This window comes from Nostoc sp. (assembly GCF_036917375.1).
Lineage (GTDB): Bacteria > Cyanobacteriota > Cyanobacteriia > Cyanobacteriales > Nostocaceae > Nostoc.
Map to the genome: position 1 here is coordinate 42,169 of NZ_JBALDN010000098.1, position 23,049 is coordinate 65,217.

Sequence of the window (23,049 nt, forward strand, 5' to 3'; positions counted from 1 at the left end):
GTACAAAACTGTTTGACTACTATATAAGAAAAATTTTCACGATATATTTTTGTATTTTTACTTGACCAGATGCCCAAATCTCTTTGGTGTAGGTAGAAGCGGCTTGAGAATTAACCATTATTTGGCTGTTAACCCAACTGACTACAAGATTATTTTCTGGGAATGAGGCTGCGATCGCAACCAAGTTGCGAAGACACACAGCTTTATAAACTTTCCAGTCACAGCATCGTCTAATTACTCCCTTACCTCATATTTCTATAACAATCTTTTTAGTCTTACTTATTTATTATTGCTGGGAGAATAGAAACTGGGATGCATTGGTTTTCTTCGTTTTATCTGGATATTATAAGGCATTTCAAAAACTAATTCATTACCCATCACATAGTATTGAAATCGACGTTTGATCATATCGTTCAATTTAAAAGTAAAATCATAAAAAACGCTCGGATTTTTTGTGAGTTCTCTCAGTGCTAATAACCAATTTCCTTGTTTGAGAGGCAATAAAACTTGATAGTAATCTATATTTTTATTGTAAACTGTAAGATTATAAGATAGAGCACGCATTAAAGCTGGATTTTTTTTCACAACTTTTTGCTGCATGAAAGAACTAGTAGCTATGCAAGATTGATTTAGACGTTTTAATCGGCTTTCACGTACAAGAGAAAAAGAGCGTGAACGGTAGAAATAATAGGCTTCTGGCACTAGAAAAAAGCGAGCGCCATTAATTAAGCATTTCATGTCAAACCAAAAGTCCTCAGCTATACTTAGGGTTTCATCGTACTCAATGCTGTGTTTAACCAAAAATTCTCGTTTGAATATAGGCTTACTTAAACCAAGATGCAGCCCTATTTTGCCATAGACATCAGTCTCTACGAAATAAACGATATCAATTTGGAGAATTTTATCTATATGTTCTCCACTTTCTTGAATCAATGTACTCCAAGGAGATGTTGCCCCATCTTTAATAAAATAAACATCATCTGCAATCATATCTGCATTTGCTTGTTCTGCCAGCAACACAAGCTTTTCTAATCTTTCATGAGCATACCAGTCATCTGAATCAAGAACAGCAATCCATTCTCCTTTGGCTGCTCTGATAGCAAGATTACGTGCAGCAGAAACCCCAAGGTTTTGTGGATTAACTATCACTTTGAGGCGTCGATCGGTAAAACTCTTTGCAACTTCTACAGTTTTATCAGTTGAACCATCATCGACAACGATAACTTCAAGCTCAGTGAGTGTTTGATTTAAAACTGACTCTATTGCCTTCTTAATATAAACTTCAGTATTGTAGGCAGGAATAATTACAGAGACTTTAGGATTCATGGAACTAAACTCCTGACTAATCACTATATGTTGAGATTACAATGTTAAAATTCAAACGAAAATTTGTTGAAGTAAAATTCAGAAGTCAGAATCAAGACACTTAAGAATTCCTTGGCGTTCGCGTTAGCGTCTCTGAAAGAGAAGCCTTTGGTAGAGAAGAAGCTTTGTGCTCAATCGGGGATTTCAGCCCAGTAATGAATTCTTGATCGCCAAATTTTCTTATTTTGTGAGGTTCTCAAACCTGATGATTCATCCGCTATTATTACATAATTCAGAATAAATTCTGACTCTTGACAGATGTATTCTGTTTGATAATCATTTATTTTCCATAGCGTAATCATCAATGATTTTTACTTATTTACATTGCAGATAGGTGAGACATATTGTGATTTTTGTTTGAATAAACTACATACACGAGTTGTATAGTAGCACAACTGTGACTGCTGTTGTGAAAATTCAAAATTTTGACGATGTACCTGTTGCTTTTGCACGCTTTTGGGAACTTTTATGCATATTCCTTAGATTTTACTGTGTATGGATAGCCTGGTGATTGATGAATTGAATAAAAAGTAATGTTGGGCACATTTTCCACGGCTGCTTGTGTTGTGTTACTGTGATGTGTATGCCAGTTAAGCATTCCAACTCGCTTGATTTGTCCTATTTCTAAAGCATAAAGGGTAGCGATTGCGGCATTACAGAAAATGCAAAATCCCATTCCTTTATCTTTGAATGCATGGTATCATGATGGCCTAACCAGAACAAAGCTCGGTCTTCTCAGCTGCAAAACAATATCAACCTCATCCAACTAAGCATTCACAGTAAAGCAGGCAAATTTAAAGCTTTCGGGAGATATTTGTGTTGACTTAAAACAACCCCAATCTCTTGCAAAATAGGAGCGAACTTGCTCAATGTATTTGGTAGAATGAACTCGTTCAATATTTTTGATTGCATTTATAGAAGTGGAAGCATTTAACTATTGAATTTAATCTGCTACTGTTGAGTTTCTTAATTTCTCTACAATTGCAGTCAGTCGTTCTGGCTGCTTAGGGTACATATACCCTGTTTCATATTGAAGGAATTTTTCGAAGTAAATGATAGATAGAGATCGTTTAGTCTACAGATTTATACTGTGATTTTTTATTTAAACTGTCTTAATAGATAGAATTACTTGATCCCCAGAAATGAAGTTATAATCCTGGGGTTTTATAATGCGATCGCTTAGAAAAGTGGATTTAAAAAAGTGCTTATCTTGCTTTTTTGCTCTCTTCGGTGACAGCGCCAATCGTGTCTAATATTCGGTATAGCGACGCGGCGTATAAACCCAGATATTACCATCACGGCGCTTGATAGTTCGGGTTTTTGTGGAACCAACGAGAATAATTGTCCGCATATCAGCGCTTGCTGGCGTTAACTGGTCAAGTGCGATCGCTTTTACCGTTTGTCCTGGGCGACCGAGATTCCGGGCCAATACTACTGGTGTATCTGGTGTTCGATGTCGTAGCAAAATATTTCTCGCTTCTGCCAGTTGCCAAGTACGCTCTTTGGAAACTGGATTGTAGAAAGCAATGACGAAATCAGCCTCAGCAGCAGCCGCAATTCGTTGCTCAATCGCAGACCAAGGTTTCAAGATATCAGAGAGAGAAATAGCACAGAAGTCATGTCCAAGGGGCGCACCAATGGCGGCGGCGGCGGCTTGCATTGCAGAGATGCCTGGGGCCACATGAATGTCGATACTGTCCCATTCTGGTTTAGCATAGCGATCGCATACCTCAAAAACCGCTGCTGCCATTGCATAGATACCGGGATCGCCAGATGAAACTACAGCTACATATCGCCCAGATGCAGCCAAATCAAGGGCCATCTTTGCTCGTGCTTCTTCTTCGCGGTTGTCAGACTCATGCCGTTCCTTGCCATCAGCCAGAGAACCAATTAAATCTAAATAAGTTTTATAACCTACTAGGTCAGTTGCCGACTTGAGTATCTCCTTCACTTCTGGAGACATCCACAGGGAACCACCAGGACCCGTGCCAATAATTGCTAACCGTCCGCGTGGCTGACCGATGGTGTTAGGGTCAATTACTTGAGGGGCAATAGCGATCGCAATTTTAGCAGAAAGAGAAGATAAAGGGGATGCACCTGTGGCGGCGATCGCTACGGCTTGGGCGGGGCTATAACCTTGTGAAAGTAGACTTTCTAGCTGATTTGAGGTAAAAAAGCGGGTGGGCACTTTCAAGGCGCTAGCTACGGCGTGAATTGCGGGATCGGCTGCGGCAGTGATGGGTGCAAATATCCCGGCGACCGATGCTTTTTCTAGTTTGGTATCAGCTAGTAGCTGTTCTACTAAACCTACTGCATCATCAATCATGCCACTAATTGCGATCGCGATCGTTGCTGGGTGGTAAACAAGACAGTTGGCTGTAGGAGTCGCCAAACGTTCTGTAACTTGGATGGTCAAATCTCCCTTGGGATCTATCGGTAATTTACTATCGCTCAACCAAGGTGCTATTCCTTCGAGATTAACTTGCGCCCCAGCTAGCACATCTGAGATAAATTTCTTCGCATCGTCTGGGTTGGCTAAATGGTATCCAGGGGGAGGAGATAACAGCGTTGTGCCTAAACGTAAATCGCCTGTGGTCGTAATTGCAGGTTTGATATCCAGCGCTTCGGCAATGCGGCGCGCTAAATCGTTGACTCCACCAAGTCCGCCCAAAAGAGGGACAACAGCGCTACCATCTTCAGCCACAGCTAGCACTGGTGGTTCCTGTCGTTTATCTGAGATTACCGGAGCTAACGTCCTAATTAAAATGCCGGCAGCACAAATGCCAATCAGGGGCCTTCCCTGCATAAATAACTCGCGGAGCATCTCGCCAAAATTCGTGAAGCTGACATCAACTTCCGATGTGCGACCCTCTAAACCGTATAATGTTGCCCCTGGTAAGACGCTGATTATTTTGCGTGCTACTATCACGCTATTTTGACCCAGTATTACAATGGCAGGTGCAACGTTCATCATCATAAGTAGATATCTTGCAAAATTTGATATCCTTCAAATGAAACCATAGATTTAGACATACAGCGACTTTATGCGAGATGCGATACCAAAAAAAACAATAAGCCCTGACATAATAGCTTCTATTTTTCGCCGATGTAAAATCAATAGTAAAGTTATTATGTCTTTTAACAGCTTTTCTGAGGAAACGAAAGCTTATGTATTAGAAGGAGTAGCTTTAGCATCAGATGAAAAACCATGTATTTTGAGCTTTGTAAATTTGAATCATTGGTGCTTAATTACTAATGAAAGATTAATTTGGACAAATTATCAGGAATTTAATAATCTGCATTATGAGACTATTGAAACTGTAGATATAAATAAAGATAGTCTATTACGTTTAGGAGCATCCTTCAAAAGGCAGAATCAAGAAATAAATATAAAAACAGAATCAGGAGAAAACTTTATTGTTAATATAGGCGAAGCAGGTAGAAGTGTTTTTGCTTTATTAAAAGTTCTAGGCTGGGCTGTTGCTAAAAAAAAATACTGGCTTTAGCTGGCATTTGCAATTACCAGTTGAACGTTTTCGGGTAAAGAACGTCCTTGTTCTTTGTATTCCTCCTGAATCATTTCAAAAACATAGACAAGTTCAGCACGAGCTTCATCTGGCGTTTGTCCCCAAGCATGACAACCGGAAATCGCTGGTATATATGCGACAAATGTACCATTGTTATCAGGACGGATAACAGTGGTGTAGTCTTGTAAAGAATTCATGGGTATAGCCGCAAGTTTGTGACTACAAGCTGCTGTGTGTCTACGCCTTTGGGTAGGGGTGCGATGTCTAGACGATCAGTTAACAGCAAGGCAATGTAGAGGCGATCGCATTCTCTTAAAAAGTGCGTAGACGCAAAGCGGCTTGTCGTGAGACATCGCTTGTTAAATTAGAGATTGGGACTCCAACCAAATATTTAAAGAATTTCTGCCCCAATCCCCAATTCCAACTCAATTAGCTTTACGCTCTTTCAGCACTTGATCTAGCAAGTTTCTAGCAGGTTGTGCTTTAGCCAACGCTACTTGATGGTCATTATAAGCACGAACAAGGCGAGAAAGACTGCTCACACCTGTCTTGAGTTGCTCCAGTTCTTCACCAGCAACTAGTTCTCCATCAAGCATCCGCCCAATCAACGGTTTGATATCGCCCACTTCCTGCCGGACTTTTTGGAGCTTTTCTAAAGAACTCAATAAAGTTTTTAATGAGTTCAATATGTCGTCAATATCTTGGGCATCCTCCACTGGATCAGGCGGATTTTCAATTGCGATCGCATTTTTGTCTGAAGCTGTAGGCAATTCCTCTACAGACGTTTCACTTGTAACCCCGTTTGACCGTGCCATCAACGCTTCCTCAAGGAATTTTCCTCAGTGTATCGCTGATTTCAAGTTGCCAAAGATAGTATTGTTATAATTCGTTAAATAAATACTTGTACAAATTCAACTCTACGTTGCGATCGCAAAAGCAAAGAATTCCCTTAGCTACGGCCAACATATAAACACAGCAATAATGATAGATTTTGAACCTTGGGACAGGTTGTTGCGTCAGTATGTCGATCGAGAGGGTCGTGTAAACTATATTGCTTGGAAAACTGAGCAACCTCAAGCGCTAGCTGATTGGTTGTCGAGTCAAAAAAATCTGGCTTTTACATCTAATAGCAACACTTCTGAGCAATTGGCATTGTGGATCAACCTTTACAATGCGTTCACCATTTTGGCAATTTTAGAAAGATACCCGCTTGAGTCAATTCGTCCGCGAATCTTAGGTATTCCTAACTGGTTGGCTTTTTTGTGGTTCTTCCAACGTCGTGCTTATTATATATTTGACGAACATTACAGTTTAGCCCAAATAGAAAACCAAATTCTGCGGAATCAATTACAGGAGCCACGAATTCATTTTGCAATTGTCTGCGCTTCCGTTGGTTGCCCGTTACTGCGGGCTGGAGCTTATTTTCCTCAACAAGTTACTCAGCAGTTAGATGAAGATACCCGTCGCTTCATTAACAATCCTGAAAAAGTCCGTTATGACTCAGATAGTAAAACGCTCTACTGTAGCAAAATCTTTAAATGGTATCGTCAAGATTTTCTTAAGGTCAAATCCTCTATTCCAGAATATATCCGCTCCTACCTAGAAACAGACCTGCCAATAAATGCCTCAACGCCGATTTCCTATCTCTACTATGACTGGAGCCTGAATCAGCGAATATCTTGATAAAATTGTTTGAGAGAATTTGCATCAACGCCAATTCCCCACAAAAAACCGATATAAAGGTAGATTGCGTTTGCTTTCCAGCTACCCCATTTTGCGACGCGGCGATCTGAAGAGTGAACAATGCGGTTCACTAGATAAATACGTCCTTTTTTAACCAATCTCAGGCATAAATCTCCATCTTCCATAATCGGTAATGCCTCATCAAATCCGTTGCAATCCCAAAAGTCAGTGCGACGACAAAACATTACCTGATCTCCAAATAACAGGCGCAATCCTCGAAAAAATAAGTGAGGCTTAAATAGTAGTGGTGCATAGTAGGTTTTTAAATAATTATGTAGAGAGATGCCCCAGCGAGTCGTTTGAGATCCACTCATCAGAGAAATGAACCCCCCACAGGCAATGGTTGACTCTGCTAGAGTTTTCTCTATTACAGCGATTAGGTCATCCGGCACCCAAGTATCTGCATGAAGAAAGCAAAGAATATCTCCAGTTGCAGCCGATGCTCCGTAATTCATCTGAATAGAACGCCCACGCTGTTTAGATGAGAGAATTTGTACGCCTAGCGACTGATTGAATGACCCAAAGCATTGTTTTGCAACTGCCACTGTCTCATCATCGCTGCCACCATCTACTACTATTACTTCAAAAGCAGGCGGATTAAGTAAAGTCAATTGGCGCAATGTCCGCTCTAAGCTAACTGCTTCGTTTAAAGTAGGAATGACAATCGAAACTTGAGACATGCAGCTTAAGTAGTTTTATCGTTGCTTTTATTCTACTTGCTTAATGTTGACAAGCTCTTAATCCAAAGGTCAACACTCCTGAGCATGGTAAGTAGTTTTTAGCAGTTTTCCCCAGATTGCATTGTAAGGATGTACAACCTTTGTCGGACGCTCGTCTTGAAAGATCGGCCTGCCTTCGTTTGCCCACTGAAAAATTCCACCACTCAAGTTATAAATGCACTTAATCCCGGCTTTATCCAGTTTTTGGGCTAATTTTGCGCTCCGGTAGCCAACAGCACAGTACACAACAATTGGTCTATCTTGAGAAACTGTTGAAACTGCTGTTAAGTCATCTGTGAGAGGATCTATGCGTACTGCTGTTTCGATATGGCTTACTGCATACTCAGCTTGACTCCGTGCATCTAGTAATAATGGACGGGGCTTTGCAGAATCTAATAGTAATTGAGCTAATTGCTTACAATTAATTTCCTTAACAGTAGGAAACTGAAATCTAATCAGAAGTTTAAGAAAGTTAAAGGTGAGCGATCGCACTTGTGAAAAGACTCTCTGGTTGAGAAACAATACTAACGGGGACTGTGTTTAATATTTAAATATTTAGTAGGAAAAAACTCAACTCTCCAAAATAAACAGATAACCGATCGAGACTAGCTTATTTGCAAGTAAATATACTTATAATAATTACAGCATTTATTAATTACCTGCGATTATTTATGGCAATTCTTCAACTGATTGAACCTGAAGTTAAAAATCTGGGTGGTTTTTCTGCCCGCCGCAGTTTGCCATATCCTAATCGCCAAACGGTTGGGCCGTTTATCTTTTTCGATCATCTTGGCCCGTCCGTTATGCCCCCCAATCAAGGCATCGATGTCCGACCCCATCCTCATATTAATCTGGCAACGGTAACTTATTTATTTGATGGTGCTTTGATGCATCGCGATAGTTTGGGTACTGTCCAGGAAATCCAACCAGGTGCAGTTAACTGGATGACAGCAGGAAAGGGGATTGTCCATTCAGAACGCTCACCTGACTTTGATCGCAACCAAGAAACTACTATTCATGGCATTCAAACCTGGGTTGCTCTGCCTGTTGAACACGAAGAAACCGAGCCAACGTTCATTCACTATCCGGCTGAAATCCTTCCCACTTGGGAAGAGAATGGCGTTATCATCAAACTTATTGCTGGGCAAGCATTTGGCTATACCTCACCAGTAAAAGTTCTCTCACCTATCCTCTATTTAGATGCAGTGTTGTCTGCCAATACCCACTTCACTATCCCTACAGATTATTCACAAACAGCAGTATACAGTGTCACCGAGGGATTGAGGATTAATGATGAACCGATGGAGCAATATCGTCTTGCTATTCTAGAGTCAGGCGATCGGGTTGAGGTTTCTGCTATGGATGCTGCTCGATGTATTGTTATTGGCGGTGAGCCGTTAGGTACACGCTACAAATGGTGGAATTTTGTCTCTAGCCGGCCAGAGCGAATAGAGCAAGCTAAAGCTGATTGGCGCGACTCTCGTTTTGCTAGCGTGCCAGATGAAACAGAGTTTATTCCACTGCCAGAAGTAGTGACAGAAGCTAATCCTTTTTCATAAGTGTGTCACACTTCAACGCTCACTACCTCGCTTGAAGATGACCAAGTTTAACCCAAGTGTTTTATTTCCTCAAAGGCTCAAAAAAGACTTATTTTGTGAACCAAAGCACTTGTTTTGCGAACCAAAGTACTTGTTTTGTGAACCAAAGCACTTGTTTTGCGAACCAAAGTACTTGTTTTGTGAACCAAAGTACTGGTTTTGTGAACCAAAGCACTTGTTTTGCGAACCAAAGTACTTGTTTTGCGAACCAAAGTACTTGTTTTGTAAACCAAAGCACTGGACAAGAGGGAGCAAATTGTTGAAAGTCAGCGTCAGGAGTAGATAATTCAACTAAAGTTTTAGGTGTAAATAGATGCACAATGGTTTTAGGAGTAAACTGCCACTACTGCTGACATTCTGCTTATTTACTAGCTTTTTGCCTGCCTCTGGTTCAGTTTTATGTCCAGCCGTTGCCTCTGATGAATACTATAAAGTAGCTAGAAATTATGGCAGAGATGGACGCGCAGGAACCGATGGGCGATCGGGTAGAGATGGTAGCAGCGGTGAAAACCAAAATATTTTTGTCAATGGTTCACCTGTAAATCTTGACTTGTCGGGTAAAGATGGCGAAGACGGGGAAGATGGGGAAGATGGTTATCAACCTGACTGTGGTTTCCAACGCGGCAATCGCGTCAGCCATGATATAAACGCACCAGATGGCGGTAACGGCGGTAATGGTGGCAAAGGAGGAGATGGGGGAAATGGTGGTTCCCTCACAGTGTATTACAACAATTTGGCAGACTTACGAAATGTTTCTGTCCGGGCAACTGGTGGGGAAGGTGGGCGCGGCGGTAGAGGTGGTGACGGTACAGAGGGCTGTAACTGTCACAGACGAAGATGGGAAGTAAAAACCTGCCAGGGAACTCCTGGTAGCCCTGATTATAAATGTACTGAAAAGGTTTATCGATGTAGCGATGGTAGCGATGGGCGAGATGGCAGCGATGGTAGCGATGGTAGCCAAGGGCGCTTAGGAACTTTGAGTATTGTCAATAGCAAGGAACCTTTGGCGGCTGATACTCCAACTGTGCAGCTAGCAATTTCGGAACTGATAAACAAACAGTTCCAACTCTCGAAGAATAAGTGGAATCAACGCATAGGCGCAGCTTCTCTACTTGCGCCTGGTTCTGCGATCGCCGATGATTATCGAGAGTTTGAACAGCGTCTAGAAGAGGCTTTTCAAATAGTTTGGCAAGAAAGACAACCCATTACCAGCTTTGGCAATCAAGCTGTAACACTAAATTTAACTGATAATAAACAAGTAGAAATTACTTTTTCTGAGGAATTATGGGTTGAAGGTAACAGCAAAAGTGAGGCTAACTTAACAACATTTACCGTTAACCATGCCATTCCCAAAAAAGATGTCACTCGGTTAGCTGTAGCAGAGTTTGCCGATGCTGGACAAAACCTCAACTTAAAAATAGTCGATTTGGCAGCCAAGTCTGATGCTATTAATACTCAATTTCGCGTAAAATTCCGCGCCCAAGATAGCTTACACGGTTTTTCTGGCTACAAAACTGAATTTGAAGGAGATATTCCCACAGAACTTGTGACTCGTGATTACAACCGTTTTACTCTAGCTTTGGGCAAGCTAAAAATTCCTGACGACGCTTTACGCCCTGGTGTCAACGTTGATATTGAAGTCGTAGCAACTCGTTCTTTAGGAACACGTTCTGCCAAGCAAACTATTAGCTGGCAGGGTGCAATCCGCAAGCCTAGATAAAGTTTAAGAAGATTTTTTTCCATCTGAAACCATTTGCGAGAGAAGATAGGCTGCGAAATCTAGTAACTGATCCAGCAGAAAGCCAATGATGCCGATGTATAATATTTCTTGGATTATGTAATCAGTATTGCCAGCTTTATAAGCATCCCAAAGGGTAAAGCCAAGTCCTCTTGGGCCTGTTAACATTTCTGTGGCAATCACGATAAACCAGGCTACCCAAATGCTAACTTTCAAAGCATGAAATATATGAAAAATAGCTACTCGAAAGTTATTATTCTGTCTCTTGAAATGCCGCATCCCTATTGCTGTATTAATAATCATTGTCCAAAGAGTTCCCACAAAAACTACTACAATAGCAGCCGAGTCGCTCTCTTGAAACGCGATTAGAGCAATAGGTAGCAAAGCTATAGGAGGGATACTATGTGGTATCTGAAATATCAGCCGAAATAGCTGATAAATCATGCTATTTATCCCGATGAAATATCCGATAAAACTACCCAAAACAGCAGCTGGAATATAACCAACAAATAACCGTTGCAGGCTAGCTAAAATGTCTAAAAACATATTATTTTCTCTGCCTCAGTTCTCATGGAAAACATTCGGGAAATACTGCGGCAACAACACAAAACAGGGCTGAGAAAAATGTATTGGATGACACATTCTATTTTGTTGCTAAAAGATTTTTTATATCTTCTCCTCGTTAATTTTTAATTAAAAAACTTAGGTATTATTACGATGTGATAGTAGTAGTACAAAGAAGAGGTAAAGCTTGACTTGACTAAACTTTATCAGAAAAGCAAATTTTAATTAGTAAATTAAATACAATTTCTAGAATTTATCAAAGAAGGCAGTTATTGCTAGAGCTTACGTGCGTAGTTTACCGCACTTCTCTACGAGACGCTCCGCGTAGCTTGCTTCCCCGGAGGGGTACGGCAAGCTCAGTGACCACCGTAGGCATCGCTCCTTGATTATCTAAGCTGATAGAACGAGCCAAAAAAAGCCTTGAACGGCATATCAAAATCAATTGGATGGGTATTCAAACCCCAACCAATTGTAGACCCTTGTAAATAATGACACAGTTCGCTAGTTATCTTTAATAAAAGACGCGATCGCTTTTTTTATCGGAGAACCGGAATCGTCTCTGGTGTAATACGTAAGACCCTGATCGATGAATGCAGAGGTAGTATCTATTAACTGCTGAAGAATCTCGGAATTAGTATTATCTATTTCTTCAGTGACTTTTTCCCCTGTAAATTTATTTTTCCGCTCTTCTGGAGGTAAAACAATGCGAGGATCTTTATAAGTCTCTTTTGGTTTGGGTTTAAATGTCTCATTTAAGTCAAACTGAAGACGTAAGTAACGTTTAGATTCATATCCACCCATAATTTGTCGGCAAATCGTACTATCAATCTCAGATGTAGGTTCCATGAAGATGTTAGTAAGATTTTTAATCCAGTCTAAGCCTCTCCATTTGCTTATTTGCTTATATTGATATGGTTGACCAGTTTGACCTGTGCCAATAGAAAGGATAGAAATATCTTCCAATCGCAGATTATCTAGTTTATATTGTTGCTTGATTTCTGGAGATACTGAAGACTGGCTAATCCTCAGCGCTAAACTCAAAGCTGCAAGAGCAGGGTTATTAGCAGAAACTCCTCCATCAATGTGTGGGAATTCCCAGTCACCAAATTTTTGTTTATCTACAGGTTCTAATTTATATGGTGGAAAAAAAGTAGGTGCTGAGGCAGAAGCGGTACATATTTCCCATAAATAACAGTCATCGTACCATCTGTCTCCTGCATCGGGATGACAATTTGTAAAAAAGGTGGTGTTGCGATATAGCGTATCGTAGGCAAGAATCAAAAGAATAGGTTTTTCGATATCCTTGATTCTTGTGGATTTATAGGCATCTTTGAGGACACTAGTAATTCCATCATGAGTATATTTAGATGGAGAAAATACCTCAATAATTGATTTGATGATGGACGGAAAGTTTTTGTAGCGCTCTTTTCTCTCCAGAGGGAATATATCTTGACCTCTATTTTTATACATTTTAATGAGTTCATCACTCTCCTTTCCGAGAGCAATCCCTCCTGCTAATATCGAACCAGTAGAAGTACCAGCAACCATGTCAAAATATTCGTGTAAAAACTCTCCTTTTCCCTGAGTTCTAATTTCTTGTTCTACTTGTTGAAGTATTCGTGCTGCAACAACTCCACGAATACCGCCACCGTCTAAAGCCAAAATTTTGAAGGACATAGCAATTCTCTTTGATTATTTCTGTGGACAAGCATCATGAGATGAATCACAATCCGATTCCATTAGCTTGTTTACTCTTATCCGACTTATCCGACTTATCCGACTGGAAGAATACCTAAATTTTTTTTTAACGAAGTGCCTTCTCTACGAGACACTACGTATAGCTTGCTTTTTCGTAGATGGGGTATGCGTAGTCTAGACGCGATGAATCGCCGTCTCTACAATAAGTCAATAGACCTCTTGCAAAAGTGCTTTTTGCAAGAGGGGGAAAAGGGTAAAGGTTAAAGGGGAAAGGGACTTTTGCAGAACCTTTTCCCCTTCCCCTTTCCCCTTTTCCCGACTTATGCAAGAAGTCTAATGTTTTGTAGAAACGGCGATTTATCGCGTCTTTGTGATGATTGATCGCATCTTTAGCGATCTAAATAGGTAATTTGATCGCAAAAATGCAGTAGTTGTAGTTGCTGTAAATTCAGGGTTTTAGTAAGGTTAAATAAACATTTGCTACAAGAAAGTTAAAGCTTGACCCCGCACTTGCGTATTTACCTGGCCTTTGTCATAAACTATTTCACCGCCGACAATGGTGGTTTTAGCCCAGCCAGTCAGGTTCCAGCCTTCAAAAGGACTCCAATGGCATTTGGTTAAAAGTTCTTCGCGCTGGACTGGACGGTATGTGTTTAAATCTACAAGTACTAAATCGGCATCGTAACCAGGTGCGATCGCTCCCTTATTCGGAATACCATAAGCCACAGCTACAGCTTTAGACATCCAGTTCACAACTTGAGCAACGGTACACTTGCCCTCCATCGCCGCAGTTAACATCAAAGCGAGGGAAGTTTCTACCCCAGGCATTCCTGAAGGGCTATTGGGATATTCTTGAGCTTTTTCTTCTAAGGTGTGCGGTGCGTGATCTGTCGCAATGAAATCAATCACGCCATCGCGCAAAGCTTGCCAGAGAACTTCGTTATCGTGGGGCGATCGCAAAGGTGGATTCATCTGTGCTAATGTGCCAATTGTTTCATAAGCACTAGTATTTAACAACAAATGTTGTGGTGTCACCTCAGCTGTCACCCAACTCGGTTTCTCCTGACGCAGCAAATTTGCTTCTTCGGCAGTTGACATGTGGAGAATATGCAACCGACGTTGATATTTTTGAGAAAGTTTTAATGCTAGTTGGGTTGCCAGCAACGCCGCTTGATTATCTTGAATTTGCGAGTGAACGGCTGGATCGTGAATGTTGGCAAATTCTTGGCGGCGTTGGTTGATTCTAGCTTGGTCTTCGGCATGAACGGCAATTAAGCGATCGCCTTTGGCAAAAATCCCCTCCAATGCTGTTTCGCCATCAACCAATAACTGACCATGCATCGACCCCATGAAAATCTTAATTCCCGGTGTTGGCTTTGCTAAAAGCAAATCTGGTAAATTCTCTGCTGTTGCCCCAATAAAAAAGCCATAATTAACTAAGGATTTGTGTGAGGCCCGTTCTAGCTTGTCGTCTAAAGCCTGTTGTGTCGTAGTTAGGGGGCGCGTATTGGGCATTTCTAAAAAAGAAGTGACTCCCCCTTTAGCACAGGCACAACTAGCGGTGAATAAATCTTCCTTGTGTTCTAGTCCAGGTTCCCGGAAATGCACCTGCGGATCGATAACTCCTGGCAACAAAGTTAAGCCTTCTGCGTCAATTTCAGTGACTAGTGCTGTTTGGGAGATTTCTGGCGCAACTTCGACTATTTGGCGATCGCGCGTCAACACATCCCCAACCATCAGTTCACCATCGGGTAAGATTATGCGAGCGCGGCGAATTAGTAACATTTTTGGAGATGACATAGGGATAACCAAGTTTAGACAGCGAGCTATGTATTACAGAGAACCATGCTTTTAGGTTAAACTTATTCGCGATCGGAGTAACCAATTTTTGCCGCGCCTTAAAAAAAAGTTTATTTTTAACAACAGAGGCAGCAGGAGTTTAAGTCCCCCAGAAAATCTCCGATTTAGTGGACTGGAATTAGATAGGGGTGAACGCGAGAGCGTCTCATACAAAAGCCTCATCTAAATTCAAACCTCCTGCCCCCTGTTTGGTTGTTGAGTTTCGACTACGCTCAACTGCCGCGTAGTCGAAACACTGCCTCCTGCCTCCTTCCCAATCCACAATCTAAAATTGGTAGTCAAAATGCAAACATAACTAGGAAATTAAAATTTTCCCGTTAAGATTAACAGATAAAGTCTCACTAGGCGAGTTAATTACCTACATCTTTCGTTAAGTTAAGTAATTTCATGCATAATCAAGTGTCTGATAACAACTCTAGTCAACAACCCGATAATTCTTGGATCGCAGAGCTAGGTAGAACAATTGTATTGAGCATTGTTCTAGCTCTAGGAATTCGTACCTTTGTTGCTGAAGCACGCTGGATTCCTTCTGGTTCAATGGAACCGACTTTGCATGGTACGCCAAACCAGTGGGAGGCAGACAAAATTATTGTCGATAAGTTGAAGTATAAATTTGCTGACCCACAGCGGGGAGACATAGTAGTATTTTCACCTACCAAAGAGCTACAAAAAGAACAATATCAAGATGCTTTTATTAAACGTATAATTGGCTTACCTGGAGAGAAAATACAACTTAAGGATGGCAAAGTCTATATCAACGACAAACCTCTACCAGAAAGCAATTACCTCAGTTCTACGCAGACCACAGTCATTGATGTTTGTCAATCAGGGCCACAGCCACCTTTTTTGGCCAAACCCCAGACTATACCAGCCGATTCATATTTAGTACTGGGTGATAATCGTAACAGTAGTTATGACAGCCGTTGCTGGGGTGTTGTCCCCCGCCAGAATATTATTGGACGTGCTGTAGTTCGCTTCTGGCCTTTAAATCATGTTGGTGGAATCGATAAATCGCCAGTATATCCATAAATTAACAAACAATATTGCTCAAATAGCTCATTAACAAAAGAATTTTAGATTTTAGATTGGGGACTACTAAATCACCAATCTAAAATCCAAAATCCGTCTTGAAAATTTCAGTTCGCTCTTAGCATTGGCAAAACAAGACGCTTTCTATGAGACGCTGCGACTTTTTGCCAAATCTCAAATTCAATATTTGCTATGACGCCTTACCTAGCTAAGATTTTACTGTATCCAGTTAAATCACTGGATGGTGTTGAGGTTGAGAACGCTAGAGTTCTTGCCAGTGGTGCACTACAGTATGACCGTGAGTTTGCTATTTTTGACGAACAACGTAGATTTGTCAATGGTAAACGCCATGCTAAAATCCATTTACTAAGGGCGCAATTTGCACTCTTAAATAGAACTATCTCGTTGCAAATTCCAGATAGCGACTTACAACAAATTTTTCATCTGGATGAGGAACGGCAAGCATTAGAAGCAACTTTGAGCGATTATTTTGAGTTTGCTGTCACATTGGGACAAAACTCTTTGATGGGTTTTCCTGACGATACACACTCACTTGGGCCAACGGTAATTAGTACGGCCACTTTAGCAGAGGTAGCTTCTTGGTTTCCTGGTTTAAGTGTAGATGAAATGCGCCGTCGGATGCGTGCCAACATCGAGATTGATGGTGTACCAGCATTTTGGGAAGATCGGCTATTTAGCGAACAAGGTGATTTAGTCTCTTTTCGAGTGGGAGATGTAGACTTTTTTGGGGTTAACCCATGTCAGCGTTGTATAGTCCCAACACGCAATTCTTATTTAGGGGAAGCTTACCCAAATTTTCAAAAAATCTTTACAACCCAGCGACAAGCAACTTTGCCAAATTGGGTTGCTTCATCGCCTTTTAATCATTTTTATCGATTGAGTATTAATACTCAACTGCCCCCATCATCAGCCGGAAAAATTTTACAACTCGGCGATGAAGTTGACATAAATGTACAACAAAGTTAACATTTTGTCAAAATAAAAAATACAAAGTAAATTTTTTGTATTTTTTTTTGTTTATGCTGTGTATTTGCATAACAATTCTAAAATTGCTGTTAGTTAAATACAAGTTCTTGTACAAGTCCAGGGGTTTCCAGACCAGAAAATCAACACCTCAGCAATTAAAAATTAAATTTAGGATTGGTGCTAATGGCAACCTGAATTTTAGAATGGCATACTGGAGCTTATTGGTTAAATTTCAGTTCATCTGAGAAAATTTGTGGAAATATTGCCAGATAAGACTGAGCAAATTAAAGTGCTATGGCGTACCCACCTAGTCGGTTTCTATAGTGGAATACTCCTGTGCAAAGTTTGAAAATTAGGCGTTGGAGGAAGTCAGCCAGTCAAATAATTATAAGTATTTCGTACTATTTTATACTAAAAATATAAAATTTTCATAAAGAGCGATGTCTGCCGTAATTCTACTTATATAGAATGTAGCTAGCACGGCAAAATGCACCTAGTAGATGCTGGGGAAGAATAAAACTACAATGTTATCCAAACTTCAGCCCGTCAAATCATTTAATCGCTTAATTGGCAAAGTTTATGCCAAGATGCCCCTGAGATATGTTCTGATTGTGCCCTTTATCTTGCAAATTTGTGGTGCGGTGGGACTTGTGGGCTATCTTTCGTATCAAAACGGCCAAAAAGCGGTAAGGGAGCTTGCTACTCAGTTAGAAAATGAAATCTGCGATCGCATTGAACAGCATCTTAATAGCTATTTAACAACTCCGAAGCAAATTAATCAAATCAACTTAGATGCAATTGAGCTAAGTATGCTCAACCTTTCGGACTTTCAAACCACCGGCAATTACTTTTGGAAACAAATGCAGGTTTTCAATGTTGGCTACAACAGCTTTGCCAATCCCAAAGGTGAATTTATTGGTGTTGAGCGTCTAGATAATGGCCAGCTCTTAATTAATGAAGTTAGCGCCAAGCATGGTGTAGGCAAACTCTATGTTTATCCGACAGACAAGCAGGGAAATCGCCGCCATTTACAGCAAGTCAAAGATTACGATCCTCGCTCAGAAGCTTGGTATACAGATCCAGTCAAGATAGGCAAACGAGTTTGGAGTCAAATTTATCAATGGGAAGATAAACCAGAAGTTTTATCCATATCTTCCAGCTATCCTGTTTACGATAAAAATCGCAAATTTGTTGGGGTGATTAGTGTTGATTTGCTTTTGTCACAAATCGGCAAGTTTTTAGCTAAGTTAAAGGTCAAAGAGTCGGGTAAAACTTTTATTTTAGAGCGTTCTGGGTATATAGTGGCTTCTTCTACTAGCGAGCCACCATATACGATCGTTAATGGTAAAGGAAAACGTCTATCAGCATTAAATAGTCAAAATCCTTTAATTAAACTCACAACACAGTCTTTGATCGAACGCTTTGGCAGTCTTAAGTTGGTTGCGGGCAAGCAACAGCTAAGTTTTACCGCCGATGGAATGCGTTATTTTGTACAGGTAAAAAGCTGGAAGGACGAACTGGGTTTAGATTGGCTAATCGTGGCGGTGATTCCCGAAGGGGAATTTATGGAGCAAATTAATGCCAACACCCGCATCACGATTTTGCTGTGCATAGTGGCTTTTTTAGTGGCTACAAGAATTGGGATTTTAACTGCTCGTTGGGTAATTAAGCCGATTTTGCAATTAAACAGATCGGCAAAGAAAATTGCTGAAGGTGAATGGGAGGAAACACCAGATATTCAGCGTTCCGATGAACTGGGGGAACTAGCCAAATCATTTGAAACTATGGCAAAGCAACTCCAAGCATCCTTTAGTGCTTTAGAAGCAAAGAATGCCCAGATGCAAGTTTTAAATGAGGCGCTATCTCATAATCAAAGTCAGCTAACTCAATTTTTAGAAGCCATACCAGTAGGCGTATTTATCATCGATGCTGAAGGTGAACCTTATTATACAAATCAGATTGGTCAGCAAATTCTCGGTCAAGGAGCGATCGCAGAAGTTAAAGTCGAAGAATTGTCAGAGATATATCAAGCTTACCTTGCCGGGACAGATCGACTTTATCCCAGCGATCGCTTGCCGATTTTGAGAGCATTGCTTGGAGAAAGCATCAGGGTTGATGATATGGAAATTCGCTATTGTGGCAAGATTACTTGCATTGAGGTTTTAGGAAAGCCAATTTATGATGAATCGGGGAATGTGGCTTTTGCGATCGCCACATTTTTTGATATTACCCAACGCAAACAAACAGAAAAGTTATTAGCAGAATACAATCGCACCTTAGAGGCTCAAGTCAAAAAACGTACTGAAGAATTCCAGCAAGTTATCGAGCAGCTGCAAATCACCCAAGAAGAACTGATTCAATCGCAAAAAATCGCTGCACAAGAACAACAAGCAGCCGTTCGGGAAGCGGCGCGAAGTGCTGCCGCCAACCTCGCCAAAAGCGAATTCCTTGCTAACATGAGCCACGAACTGCGTACCCCACTCAATGCCATTCTTGGTTTTACCCAAGTCATGAGTCGAGATTATTCGCTATCTAGCGAACATCAAGAAAACTTGGCAATAATTAATCGTGCTGGCGAACATCTACTCAAGTTAATTAACGACATTCTCGAAATGTCTAAAATCGAAGCTGGCAAAATCACCTTAAATTCCAGCAGCTTTGACTTAATTCATTTGTTGAAAAACTTAGAAGAGATGTTGCACTTGCGTGCTGCATCTAAAAATTTAGAATTACTGTTTGAATATGCGCCAGATATTCCTAAATACATAGAAACGGACGAAAATAAACTGTGTCAAGTATTGCTCAACCTCTTGGGAAATGCGATTAAATTTACTGAGAAAGGGAGTGTGACGCTACGGGTGAGACTGGGGGTAGGGGAGCAGGTGGTCACTGAGCGTAGCCGAAGTGGGAGCAGGGGAGCAGGGGAGCAGGGGGAGCAAAATCTTTCTTATCCCTCTCTTCTGTTCTTTGAGGTACAAGATACTGGCTGTGGTATTGCCCCACAAGAACTTGACTTGCTGTTTGAGGCTTTTGAGCAAACTGAAATCGGCAAAAAATTCCAACAAGGGACGGGATTGGGTTTAGCGATTAGCCGTAAATACGTGCAACTGATGGGAGGTGATATTACTGTCAGTACGATGCCTGGTGTCGGTAGTACATTTGCCTTTGATGTTCAGATTGCTCTAACTTGTCCCAGAGAAATCCCGATACACCAAATTAAATCACAAATTAGAGCTTTAGCACCTAGTGAAAAGGTATACCGCATCCTAGTAGTTGACGATTCCCAAGAAAGCCGTATATTGCTAGTTAAAATTCTCACATCTCTTGGCTTTGAAGTTAATGAAGCTACAAATGGTAGTGAAGCGATCGCTAATTGGGAATCTTGGCAACCACACCTGATTTTTATGGATATGCGAATGCCAGTTATGGACGGTTATGAAGCCACAAGAATTATTAAAGCTAGAGAAATCGGGCATGGGAAAGCCAATACATCGCGGAGGTTCCCAAAATTGAAACAACTGGTGTCATCGAGGAGCCAGTACCTTGCAGGAGAGTTAACCGATTCAGGCGAGGGTGAGGTTCTGAAAGTTGTACGCAAAGAGTCTTCTGCACCAGAAACAACTGGTGTTATAGAAAATGATGCTTCTGGTGCGTCCACTTGGCGATCGCCGATGCCAACAGCCTTGGCTCCCCCTGACGACTTTTCTAAAACAATGCCAGATCGCTCCAATACAAATACAATCATTATTGCCCTAACTGCTAGCGCCTTTGAGGAAGAACGCCAGAAAATTTTGTCCATTGGCTGTGATGATTTTATTCGCAAGCCATTCAAACAGGAAGTATTATTGGAAAAACTGAGCAAACATCTGGGTTTAAAATATACCAATCAAGTAGAAACCACAAACGCAGTAGTTGTCGATCGAGCTACACAGATTTTTGTAAGTGTTGCCGAACTCCTGGGTCATTTATCACAAATGTCACCTGAGTGGCTCCAACAGATTCACTATGCCGCAGCCAGCTGTAGCGATGAACTGATTTTAGAGTTACTCAAAGAAATTCCATCAGATAATGCTCAACTTTTCCAAGTTCTCAGGGATTTAGCAAATAACTACCAGTTTGAGAAAATCATGGAATTGACTACAACAAACTTAGAATGAATTACGAGCATTTAGACCCTAATAAAAAAGATATTTTGATCGTTGATGATATGGCGGATAACCTCCGGGTTTTATCCTCCATATTGACAAGGGAAGGGTATAACGTTCGTAAAGCTTTGAACTGGCAAATGGCACTGACAGCCACTCAAACATTATTACCTGATTTGATTCTACTCGATATCATGATGCCAGAAGTAGATGGGTATGAAATTTGCCAGACCTTTAAAGCTTGGGATCTAACAGCCGATATCCCAGTAATTTTTATTAGCGCTTTAGATGATGTTTTTGACAAAGTTAAAGCCTTTAAAGTCGGTGGTGTAGACTATATCACCAAACCTTTTGAGTTTCAAGAAGTTTTAGTGCGCGTGCAAAATCAACTAGCATTGAGATCGGCGCGATTAGAAATATTGAAACTAAATGTTGAACTAGAACATCGGGTAAAACAGCGGACTGGAGAGTTAGAAAAAACTCTCCAAAAACTTCAACAAGAAATCGATTCTCGCCAGAAATTGCAGAGTCAATTGCTAGATATAGCATTGCATGATTCCCTGACGGGATTATCAAATCGAGTTTTGTTTATTAGGCGACTAGAAAATGCTCTAAATCGGGCGAAACAAGAATCTGGTTATCAGTTTGCAGTACTTTTTTTGGACTGCGATCGCTTCAAAGTTGTTAATGATTCTCTTGGTCATCCGGTAGGAGATGAATTGCTGATAGCCATTGCTCACCGCTTACAAGCATGTCTGATCCCTGTTGATACTTTAGCACGATTAGGCGGGGACGAATTTGGAATTCTACTAGAAAATATCCCAGATATCAATATAGCAATCCAAGTTGCAGAAAGGATTTTGCAACAGTTATCACTTGCTTTTCAACTTTCCAGATATGAAGTATTTATGAATGCCAGTATTGGCATTAGCTGGGGCAATAAAGATTACGATCGCCCAGAGTATTTGCTGCGAGATGCTGATACGGCAATGTATCGGGCTAAGGCTCAAGGAAAGGCCAACTATCACGTTTTTAATCCAGCAATGCATCAGGAAGCTATTCAGCTTTTAGAGTTAGAAAATGATCTGCGGAGGGCTGTTGAAAGGCGAGAATTCCTCGTTTATTATCAGCCAATTATTTCTTTGGTTACAGGCAGAATTTCTGGCTTTGAAGCCTTGGTGCGCTGGCAACATCCAATTCGTGGTTTGATTTCTCCGATAGAATTTATTCCTGTAGCCGAAGAAACAGGTTTAATTAATGCCATTAATACTTGGGTATTACAGTCAGCTTGTCATCAATTAAGCATCTGGCAACATTATCCAGTCACACCAGAACCTCTAACTATGAGTGTCAATTTGAGTGCAAGATTATTTTTGCAGCCAAATTTAGTACAACAAATTGACCGAATAATTGATGAAAATCAAATAAATCCGGCATATTTAGAATTAGAAATTACCGAAAGTGTAATTATGGAAAATACTGATGCAATCAAAATAATTCTTGAACAACTAAAGCAGCGAAAAATCAAGTTGATTATGGATGACTTTGGTACAGGATATTCCTCTTTAAGTTACCTGCACAGCTTTCCTTTAAATGCACTCAAAATTGATAAATCCTTCGTCAAACGGATGCAGGATAACAAAGAGAATATGGGGTTAGTACCAGCAATGATTGGCATTGCGAACTCAATGGGGATGAGTGCGATCGCGGAAGGTGTCGAAACACAAGAACAGTTAGCCCAATTGAGAAGTTTAAACTGTAATTTTGCTCAAGGATATTTATTTTCTAAACCCATAGAACAACAACTGGCTGTTGAGTTGCTCACCTCAGCACCTCAATGGTAGCTATCAAGTAGCACCTGGAAAAAATTTAATTTTCGATCCTTGGCTTATTATCTGTGAGTGCTATTTACTACAATACTTACAGAATTAATCAGCTTGCCAAAGGTAATAACTGGCCAATAGCTTCGATAATCTGCAAAACTCTCCAGCCACGTGAGAGTTAAACTATAAATATAAATATTTCGGTGAAATCGGTTAACAAATTTTAGGGTGATTTCAAAGAAGGATTTACTAT

At 40.8% G+C, this 23,049-nt stretch carries 19 protein-coding genes and 1 pseudogene; 9 read left to right on the forward strand and 11 right to left on the reverse strand.

All coding sequences use genetic code 11. The features are described 5' to 3' along the window. Positions 1-19: 19 nt before the first annotated feature. The 4 genes and pseudogenes from V7K45_RS26840 to cobJ all read right to left on the reverse strand — a co-directional run bounded on the left by V7K45_RS26840 (position 20) and on the right by cobJ (position 4,339). Entirely contained in the window at positions 20-199 is a 180-nt protein-coding gene (locus V7K45_RS26840; RefSeq protein ID WP_335008067.1) for a hypothetical protein, read from the reverse strand. A gap of 80 nt (positions 200-279) precedes the next feature. Then, positions 280-1,326 (reverse strand): glycosyltransferase family 2 protein, encoded by a 1,047-nt coding sequence (locus V7K45_RS26845; RefSeq protein WP_335008069.1) that lies wholly within the window; start codon positions 1,324-1,326, stop codon positions 280-282. 505 nt (positions 1,327-1,831) lie between these two features. After that, a pseudogene (locus V7K45_RS26850) lies at positions 1,832-2,050 on the reverse strand (histone deacetylase); the annotation flags it as partial. A 564-nt stretch (positions 2,051-2,614) separates the two neighbouring features. Next, positions 2,615-4,339 (reverse strand): precorrin-3B C(17)-methyltransferase, encoded by a 1,725-nt coding sequence (gene cobJ / locus V7K45_RS26855; protein ID WP_442942059.1) that lies wholly within the window; start codon positions 4,337-4,339, stop codon positions 2,615-2,617. Between the two features lie 157 nt (positions 4,340-4,496). Here cobJ and V7K45_RS26860 point away from each other — a divergent pair, with 157 nt between their 5' ends. After that, on the forward strand, positions 4,497-4,871 hold the full coding sequence (locus V7K45_RS26860) for a PH domain-containing protein (protein WP_335008073.1): 375 nt from the start codon (positions 4,497-4,499) through the stop codon (positions 4,869-4,871). Here the strand turns inward: V7K45_RS26860 and V7K45_RS26865 are convergent. Together V7K45_RS26865 and V7K45_RS26870 are read right to left on the reverse strand one after the other, a co-directional pair. Beyond that, entirely contained in the window at positions 4,868-5,089 is a 222-nt protein-coding gene (locus V7K45_RS26865; RefSeq protein WP_335008075.1) for a type II toxin-antitoxin system HicB family antitoxin, read from the reverse strand. The two genes, V7K45_RS26860 and V7K45_RS26865, sit on opposite strands and share 4 nt — an antisense overlap. A gap of 228 nt (positions 5,090-5,317) precedes the next feature. Next, complete coding sequence (locus tag V7K45_RS26870; RefSeq protein ID WP_335008077.1) at positions 5,318-5,707, reverse strand: hypothetical protein; 390 nt, start codon at positions 5,705-5,707, stop codon at positions 5,318-5,320. 166 nt (positions 5,708-5,873) lie between these two features. On the opposite strand from V7K45_RS26870, the gene V7K45_RS26875 reads away from it, so the two are divergent. Then, positions 5,874-6,575 carry a DUF547 domain-containing protein gene (locus V7K45_RS26875; RefSeq protein ID WP_335008079.1) on the forward strand — a complete coding sequence of 234 codons (702 nt, stop codon included), beginning with the start codon at positions 5,874-5,876 and terminating at the stop codon, positions 6,573-6,575. On the opposite strand, the gene V7K45_RS26880 is transcribed toward V7K45_RS26875, so the two are convergent. After that, positions 6,560-7,315, reverse strand: a complete 756-nt coding sequence (locus tag V7K45_RS26880; protein WP_335008081.1) for a TIGR04283 family arsenosugar biosynthesis glycosyltransferase — start codon at positions 7,313-7,315, stop codon at positions 6,560-6,562. The genes V7K45_RS26875 and V7K45_RS26880 overlap by 16 nt on opposite strands. 69 nt (positions 7,316-7,384) lie before the next feature. Continuing rightward, complete coding sequence (locus V7K45_RS26885; RefSeq protein WP_335008082.1) at positions 7,385-7,876, reverse strand: rhodanese-like domain-containing protein; 492 nt, start codon at positions 7,874-7,876, stop codon at positions 7,385-7,387. A 149-nt stretch (positions 7,877-8,025) separates the two neighbouring features. On the opposite strand from V7K45_RS26885, the gene V7K45_RS26890 reads away from it, so the two are divergent. From V7K45_RS26890 to V7K45_RS26895, 3 genes are all read left to right on the forward strand, one after another. After that, on the forward strand, positions 8,026-8,913 hold the full coding sequence (locus tag V7K45_RS26890) for a pirin family protein (RefSeq protein ID WP_335008083.1): 888 nt from the start codon (positions 8,026-8,028) through the stop codon (positions 8,911-8,913). A 95-nt stretch (positions 8,914-9,008) separates the two neighbouring features. Then, positions 9,009-9,215 (forward strand): DUF1720 domain-containing protein, encoded by a 207-nt coding sequence (locus V7K45_RS33095; protein WP_442942057.1) that lies wholly within the window; start codon positions 9,009-9,011, stop codon positions 9,213-9,215. 50 nt (positions 9,216-9,265) lie between these two features. After that, positions 9,266-10,672, forward strand: a complete 1,407-nt coding sequence (locus V7K45_RS26895; protein WP_335008084.1) for a collagen-like protein — start codon at positions 9,266-9,268, stop codon at positions 10,670-10,672. Between the two features lie 3 nt (positions 10,673-10,675). Here the strand turns inward: V7K45_RS26895 and V7K45_RS26900 are convergent, their stop codons facing one another. The 3 genes from V7K45_RS26900 to V7K45_RS26910 form a co-directional block, all read right to left on the reverse strand. Then, positions 10,676-11,236 carry a nitrate transporter gene (locus tag V7K45_RS26900; protein WP_335008085.1) on the reverse strand — a complete coding sequence of 187 codons (561 nt, stop codon included), beginning with the start codon at positions 11,234-11,236 and terminating at the stop codon, positions 10,676-10,678. A gap of 519 nt (positions 11,237-11,755) precedes the next feature. After that, entirely contained in the window at positions 11,756-12,931 is a 1,176-nt protein-coding gene (locus V7K45_RS26905; protein ID WP_335008087.1) for a patatin-like phospholipase family protein, read from the reverse strand. A gap of 501 nt (positions 12,932-13,432) precedes the next feature. Further along, a complete protein-coding gene (locus V7K45_RS26910) occupies positions 13,433-14,752 on the reverse strand; it encodes a dihydroorotase (RefSeq protein ID WP_335008089.1) in 1,320 nt (439 codons plus the stop codon). 447 nt (positions 14,753-15,199) lie between these two features. Between V7K45_RS26910 and lepB the strand changes: the two genes are divergently transcribed. The 4 genes from lepB (at position 15,200) to V7K45_RS26930 (ending at position 22,817) form a co-directional block, all read left to right on the forward strand. Beyond that, positions 15,200-15,841: a signal peptidase I gene (lepB, locus tag V7K45_RS26915; RefSeq protein ID WP_335008091.1), complete on the forward strand. Its 642-nt coding sequence runs from the start codon at positions 15,200-15,202 to the stop codon at positions 15,839-15,841. 192 nt (positions 15,842-16,033) lie between these two features. Continuing rightward, positions 16,034-16,828, forward strand: a complete 795-nt coding sequence (locus V7K45_RS26920) for an MOSC domain-containing protein (RefSeq protein ID WP_335008093.1) — start codon at positions 16,034-16,036, stop codon at positions 16,826-16,828. 524 nt (positions 16,829-17,352) lie between these two features. Beyond that, entirely contained in the window at positions 17,353-20,985 is a 3,633-nt protein-coding gene (locus tag V7K45_RS26925) for an ATP-binding protein (protein ID WP_335008095.1), read from the forward strand. Further along, complete coding sequence (locus V7K45_RS26930; RefSeq protein WP_335008097.1) at positions 20,982-22,817, forward strand: GGDEF/EAL domain-containing response regulator; 1,836 nt, start codon at positions 20,982-20,984, stop codon at positions 22,815-22,817. Before V7K45_RS26925 ends, V7K45_RS26930 begins: the two co-directional genes overlap by 4 nt. The last annotated feature ends 232 nt before the right edge of the window (positions 22,818-23,049 follow it).

Coding starts and splice junctions, on each gene's coding strand:
- V7K45_RS26880 (WP_335008081.1), bottom strand. CDS start 7,315: ATGTCTCAAGTTTCGATTGTCATTCCTACTTTAAACGAAGCAGTTAGC.
- lepB (WP_335008091.1), top strand. CDS start 15,200: ATGCATAATCAAGTGTCTGATAACAACTCTAGTCAACAACCCGATAAT.
- V7K45_RS26930 (WP_335008097.1), top strand. CDS start 20,982: ATGAATTACGAGCATTTAGACCCTAATAAAAAAGATATTTTGATCGTT.
- cobJ (WP_442942059.1), bottom strand. CDS start 4,339: ATGATGAACGTTGCACCTGCCATTGTAATACTGGGTCAAAATAGCGTG.
- V7K45_RS26875 (WP_335008079.1), top strand. CDS start 5,874: ATGATAGATTTTGAACCTTGGGACAGGTTGTTGCGTCAGTATGTCGAT.
- V7K45_RS26905 (WP_335008087.1), bottom strand. CDS start 12,931: ATGTCCTTCAAAATTTTGGCTTTAGACGGTGGCGGTATTCGTGGAGTT.
- V7K45_RS26895 (WP_335008084.1), top strand. CDS start 9,266: ATGCACAATGGTTTTAGGAGTAAACTGCCACTACTGCTGACATTCTGC.
- V7K45_RS26920 (WP_335008093.1), top strand. CDS start 16,034: ATGACGCCTTACCTAGCTAAGATTTTACTGTATCCAGTTAAATCACTG.
- V7K45_RS26900 (WP_335008085.1), bottom strand. CDS start 11,236: ATGTTTTTAGACATTTTAGCTAGCCTGCAACGGTTATTTGTTGGTTAT.
- V7K45_RS26910 (WP_335008089.1), bottom strand. CDS start 14,752: ATGTCATCTCCAAAAATGTTACTAATTCGCCGCGCTCGCATAATCTTA.
- V7K45_RS26925 (WP_335008095.1), top strand. CDS start 17,353: ATGTTATCCAAACTTCAGCCCGTCAAATCATTTAATCGCTTAATTGGC.
- V7K45_RS26870 (WP_335008077.1), bottom strand. CDS start 5,707: ATGGCACGGTCAAACGGGGTTACAAGTGAAACGTCTGTAGAGGAATTG.
- V7K45_RS26865 (WP_335008075.1), bottom strand. CDS start 5,089: ATGAATTCTTTACAAGACTACACCACTGTTATCCGTCCTGATAACAAT.
- V7K45_RS26890 (WP_335008083.1), top strand. CDS start 8,026: ATGGCAATTCTTCAACTGATTGAACCTGAAGTTAAAAATCTGGGTGGT.
- V7K45_RS26845 (WP_335008069.1), bottom strand. CDS start 1,326: ATGAATCCTAAAGTCTCTGTAATTATTCCTGCCTACAATACTGAAGTT.
- V7K45_RS26860 (WP_335008073.1), top strand. CDS start 4,497: ATGTCTTTTAACAGCTTTTCTGAGGAAACGAAAGCTTATGTATTAGAA.